The organism is Uliginosibacterium sp. sgz301328 (assembly GCF_041807905.1).
Lineage (GTDB): Bacteria > Pseudomonadota > Gammaproteobacteria > Burkholderiales > Rhodocyclaceae > JBGVSA01.
In genome coordinates, this window is the sequence record NZ_JBGVSA010000058.1 from 1 (window position 1) to 4,977 (window position 4,977).

General features: G+C 62.7%; 5 protein-coding genes. 3 read left to right on the forward strand and 2 right to left on the reverse strand.

What is annotated here, in order from left to right; genetic code table 11:
- Together hemW and ACDA63_RS20020 are read left to right on the forward strand one after the other, a co-directional pair.
- Window positions 1-1,095: radical SAM family heme chaperone HemW (hemW, locus tag ACDA63_RS20015; protein WP_373665071.1), on the forward strand; the 1,095-nt coding region annotated here is incomplete at its 5' end.
- Window positions 1,079-1,618: a GNAT family N-acetyltransferase gene (locus tag ACDA63_RS20020; RefSeq protein ID WP_373665072.1), complete on the forward strand. Its 540-nt coding sequence runs from the start codon at window positions 1,079-1,081 to the stop codon at window positions 1,616-1,618. The genes hemW and ACDA63_RS20020, both read left to right, overlap by 17 nt.
- Window positions 1,619-1,648: 30 nt before the next feature.
- On the opposite strand, the gene gluQRS is transcribed toward ACDA63_RS20020, so the two are convergent.
- Together gluQRS and ACDA63_RS20030 are read right to left on the reverse strand one after the other, a co-directional pair.
- The gene (gluQRS, locus tag ACDA63_RS20025) at window positions 1,649-2,566 is read right to left on the reverse strand and encodes a tRNA glutamyl-Q(34) synthetase GluQRS (RefSeq protein WP_373665073.1); all 918 of its coding nucleotides are present in this window, start codon (window positions 2,564-2,566) and stop codon (window positions 1,649-1,651) included.
- A 19-nt stretch (window positions 2,567-2,585) separates the two neighbouring features.
- Window positions 2,586-3,506 carry an AraC family transcriptional regulator N-terminal domain-containing protein gene (locus ACDA63_RS20030; protein ID WP_373665074.1) on the reverse strand — a complete coding sequence of 307 codons (921 nt, stop codon included), beginning with the start codon at window positions 3,504-3,506 and terminating at the stop codon, window positions 2,586-2,588.
- A 239-nt stretch (window positions 3,507-3,745) separates the two neighbouring features.
- On the opposite strand from ACDA63_RS20030, the gene ACDA63_RS20035 reads away from it, so the two are divergent.
- Window positions 3,746-4,795: an aldo/keto reductase gene (locus ACDA63_RS20035; protein WP_373665075.1), complete on the forward strand. Its 1,050-nt coding sequence runs from the start codon at window positions 3,746-3,748 to the stop codon at window positions 4,793-4,795.
- Window positions 4,796-4,977 lie beyond the last annotated feature (182 nt).

Genomic DNA, 4,977 nt, shown 5'->3' on the forward strand with positions numbered 1-4,977 from the left:
CCGTATTGCGACTTCAATTCGCATGCGGTGCGCGACGCGGGCATTCCAGAAGAGGCGTACCTCGATGCGCTGTCGCGCGATCTACAGGCGGCACTGCCGGGGGTATGGGAGCGTCGCGTCATCAGCGTGTTCATTGGTGGCGGCACCCCGAGCCTGATGTCGGCGAAGGGGCTGGAACGACTGCTGGATGATGTGCGCCTGTACCTGCCGCTTGCCGCGGATGCGGAGATCACGCTCGAAGCGAATCCGGGCACCGTGGAGGCCGCACGCTTCGCGGACTATCGCGCCGCGGGCGTAACGCGCGTGTCGCTGGGCATCCAGAGCTTCGACGACACGCAGTTGCAGCGATTAGGGCGCATCCACGACAGTTCGGAGGCACGTGCCGCGATCGAACTGGCAGCACGTCAGTTCGATACCTGGAACATCGACCTGATGTACGCATTGCCGGAGCAGACGCTGGAGGGGGCACAAAGCGATTTGCGCGCCGCGCTGTCGTACGCGCCGCCGCACCTGTCGTGCTACCACCTCACGCTTGAACCCAACACGCTTTTTTATCGTGCGCCGCCACCGCTGCCGGACGAAGATCTGTCCGCCGACATGCAGGACATGATCGAGCAGACGCTGGCCGACGCGGGCTACCAGCATTACGAGACATCGGCCTTCGCCAGGCCGGGGCATCGCGCGCGGCACAATCTGAATTACTGGACCTTCGGCGACTACCTGGGGATCGGCGCGGGCGCTCACGGCAAGCTGTCGCGTCACGATGGCATCGTTCGAGAAATGCGCCACAAGCATCCCGCCGCCTACATGGAAGGCGCCGCGCGTGGCGAGTTCATCCAGGAGTCGCGCTACGTGAGCGCACGCGAATTGCCTTTCGAGTTCATGATGAATGCGCTGCGCTTGCTCGACGGCGTACCGCTGTCGCAGTTCACCGCCACGACGGGATTGCCGCTGGATGCGGTCGAGGCGCGCCTCGTCGAAGCGCGGGGCCGTGGCCTTTTGAGCATCGACGATGCACGCATCAAGCCGACGGAGTTGGGACGGCGCTTTCTCAATGATCTGATCGAGATATTCCTGGATGAACGCGATGATTGACGCCAACTCGTCGGACGACGCCACCACGCCCGAGGCCGACTTCGGCACGCGCGACTATCGAGCGAGCGATGCGGAGGAGGTGCGGCAGGTGTTCCGCGCAGCGGTGCTCGAAACCGGTCTTGCCGCCTACACACCGGAACAGGTTCAAGCCTGGGCAGCCCGCGCCGATGATGCGGCGGCCTTCGCCGCGCAGCGCGACGCGGGTTGGGTGCGGGTGGCGTTCGATGATGATGGCATCATCGGCTTCGGGCAGATCGACATGCCTGGTCATGTGGCCATGCTGTTCACTCATCCGCGCGCTTCGCGACGCGGCGTCGCGCGCGCGCTGCTGGATGATCTCGTCATGCTGGCCGAGGCCATGGGAGCTCGCAGCGTGACGGTGGACGCCAGCCGAGTGGCTCGCCCCTTCTTTGCGCGCCATGGGTTCGGCGAGATCAGCAGCGAAGTCGTGACACTCGGCGACCAAGCGCTCGAACGCTTCCGCATGGAGGCCACGATCGGCAGCCCCGCCCGGAAGAAGTAACCCGCGCCGGCCGCGCAGCACACCAATTGATTACAGCTGGATCGTGCGTAAGCGCGTCACGTGCGCCATGTCCCAGTGCTCCGATGCCCAATCCCAGATTTCACGCAGGCTGGCGGTCACTAGATCGACTGGCGGGCGTTGCCCGAGAAAACTCAAGGCCGCGCGCAACGCCGGCGCCGGCAATCGCACATCCAGCGCGTCCGCTTTCGTCTGCTTGGAGAGCTTTTCGTTCTGCTTGTTAACCGCGACCGGCAGATGGGCGTAATGGAGCGCGGGGTAGCCGAGCAGGCGCTGCAGGTATATCTGGCGGGCGGTCGAGTCGAGCAGATCGGCACCACGCACGACGTGAGTGACGCCCTGTGCCGCGTCGTCGACGACCACGGCCAACTGGTAAGCGAATTGCCCGTCAGCACGCAGCAGGACGAAATCACCAGTGTCGGCGAATACGTCCTCATGGCATGCGCCTTGGATGGCATCGACGAATGAGATGTCACCAGGTTCGGTGCGCAAACGCCATGCACGAGGCTCGCGGCCAGAAGGCAATCCATTGCGACACGTGCCCGCGTAACGCCGCGAACCATCGCGGGCGAATGGAGCGTCAGCCATTTCGGCGCGCGTGCATGCGCAAGGGTATGCGTATCCCCGGGCGATGAGATCCTCGAGCACTTCGCGATACCGGTTCAGGCGGGTACTTTGGTAGAGCACCGGGCCGTCCCACTCGAAACCGAATGCCTCGAGTTGACGCAGAATGATATCCGCCGCCCCGCTGATCGTGCGCGGGGCGTCGACGTCCTCCATGCGTACGATCCATCGCCCCTTCTGGCGCCTGGCTTCGAGACACGAGCCCAACGCAGCGATGAGCGAACCAAAATGCAGCGGCCCGGTGGGCGAAGGGGCAAAGCGTCCGACGTACATCGACGAAGACAGAGGGCTATGAATGGCCGTCATTGTGCTGCAAGGCTGCGCGTCATGCCGAGGCGGCGGCAAGCCAGCGACGTTTGTCGTTGATCGGCGAGGCGCCGAACAGGCGACTGTACTCGCGGCTGAATTGCGATGGGCTCTCATATCCAACGCGATGAGCCGCCATCGATACGTCGGCCTCACCCAGCAGCATCAGGCGTCGAGCCTCCTGCAGGCGCAGTTGCTTCTGATATTGCAGGGGGCTCATCGCTGTGACGGCCTTGAAGTGATGATGCAGGGACGACACGCTCATGTGCGCGTCCCGCGCAAGCGATTCCATGCGCAGCGGTTGCGCATAGTTGTCGCGCAGTAGACGGATCACTTTCGCGATGCGGTGTGTGTGGCTGTCCTGCACCACCATCTGACGAAGACGCGCGCCCTGCTCGTTGATCAGCAGGCGGTAGAGAATTTCGCGACGGATGAGCGGTGCAAGAACCGGCACGTCGTCCGGCGTGAGCAACAGACGCAGCATGCGCAGCACGGCATCGAGCATCGGCAGATCGAGACGACTCACGTAGACGCCGCGCGGATCTTCGGTACGCGTCGCCGGCGGCAGGCCATCATGTCGAATCAAGGCCGCGATCTCTTCCACATCGATATCCAGGCGCAACCCGAGGTATGGCGCGCCATCCTGGGCGACTGCCACTCGGCCGGCCACGGGCAGATCCACCGAACTGACGAAGTAGTTGAAGGGGTCGTATTCGTACGCCTGCTCGCCGACAAGTACGCGCTTTGCGCCCTGTGCGATCAGGCAAAAAGACGCCGCCTGCATGGCATGGTGTGGCCCGGTCGGATGCTGGATGCGGTGTAGGTGCAGCCCTGCGAGCGGCGTGGCAATGGAGCCTTCCACGCCAACCGTCAAGGACGTCATCAGATCAAGCAATTCGCGCTGTGCTGCTGCGAGCGGAGGGTTGGAGAGATCGTTCACGTAGCGAACTCCGATTCTGGATTCGGGCGCATGCAAGGGAGAGACGCCAGCTTACACGCACGCGAGTATGGGGCGTGTGATCTGGGCGCCTTTTGCAGGATCAGGCAAGAAAATGGCAGAATCGTGCGCGCCTTTGCCGCTGACGAGGCACATACTCCCCATGCCGTTTCATCCCCTGTTTCCCCACACTCGTGCCGCTTGCGTCGATGATCGCGGGAGGCCTGCAAGGAGCCTGATACATGCGCTACAAGAAATTCGGCAATACCGGTCTGTTCGTCTCCGAACTCTGCCTCGGCACCATGACTTTCGGCGGCGAGGATGGCATGTGGAGCCAGATCGGTCGCCTTCAGCAAGAAGACGCGGAACGTTTGATCGGCCGTTCACTCGATGCGGGTATCAATTTCATCGACACTGCCGACATCTACTCGGGTGGTCGCTCCGAGATCATCACTGGCCAGGCGCTGAAGAATCTGCAGGTGCCGCGCGACAAGGTCGTCATTGCGACCAAGGTTTTCGGCGAAACAGGTAGCAAGGGCCCGAACTCACGAGGCATGTCGCGCTATCACATCATGGATGGCGTCAAAGCGAGCCTTGAGCGCCTGCAATTGGACCATATCGATCTCTACCAGATTCACGGCTTCGATCCGGCCACACCAATGGAGGAAACACTACGAGCCCTCGATACGCTGGTCCAGCAAGGCCATGTGCGCTATATCGGCGTATCGAACTGGGCGGCCTGGCAGATCATGAAGGCGCTCGGCATCTCCGAGCGCCTCGGACTGGCCCGTTTCGAATCGCTGCAGGCGTACTACACCATCGCCGGGCGCGACCTCGAACGGGAGATTGCGCCATTGCTGGCGAGCGAAAGCGTCGGCCTGATGGTGTGGAGTCCGCTGGCCGGAGGGCTGCTCAGCGGAAAGTACGGGCGCAATACGCAAGCGGAGGAAGGCAGCCGCCGCACTACCTTCGACTTTCCTCCGGTCAAGCTGGACCGTGCATACGATTGCATCGATGTCATGCGCGAAATCGGAGAACGCAAAGGCGTGTCCGTAGCGCAGATTGCGCTGGCCTGGCTACTGCATCAGAAGGTAGTGACGAGCGTGATCATTGGCGCCAAGCGGGTCGATCAACTGGACGACAACATTGCCGCCACCGGCGTATCGCTCGGCGAAGAAGAGTTGGCGGCGCTCGATAAAGTGAGCGCCCTGCCCGCAGAGTATCCAGGCTGGATGCTGGAGCGGCTTGGCGTGTATCGCCGACAGCAGTTGGCGGAGAGTTCTGCGAAATAGTCCCGAGCCCGGCTTACCCTGCCGGGCTTTTTTTCGCCATCACGTTAGGACAGCAAATCCGGGCGATTGGCGTTGGAAGGAATGGTGCGGAAGGAAATGGGTTTTCGTAACGTTTCGGCCCGACGTTCTGGCGGAGGTCAGTATGCGGCGGAGCCGTCAGCGGTGCGGGCTGAGGGCGGGCT

Excerpts from the sequence above, each read along its gene's own strand:
- ACDA63_RS20035 (WP_373665075.1), top strand. The coding sequence starts at position 3,746 with ATGCGCTACAAGAAATTCGGCAATACCGGTCTGTTCGTCTCCGAACTC.
- ACDA63_RS20020 (WP_373665072.1), top strand. The coding sequence starts at position 1,079 with ATGAACGCGATGATTGACGCCAACTCGTCGGACGACGCCACCACGCCC.
- gluQRS (WP_373665073.1), bottom strand. The coding sequence starts at position 2,566 with ATGACGGCCATTCATAGCCCTCTGTCTTCGTCGATGTACGTCGGACGC.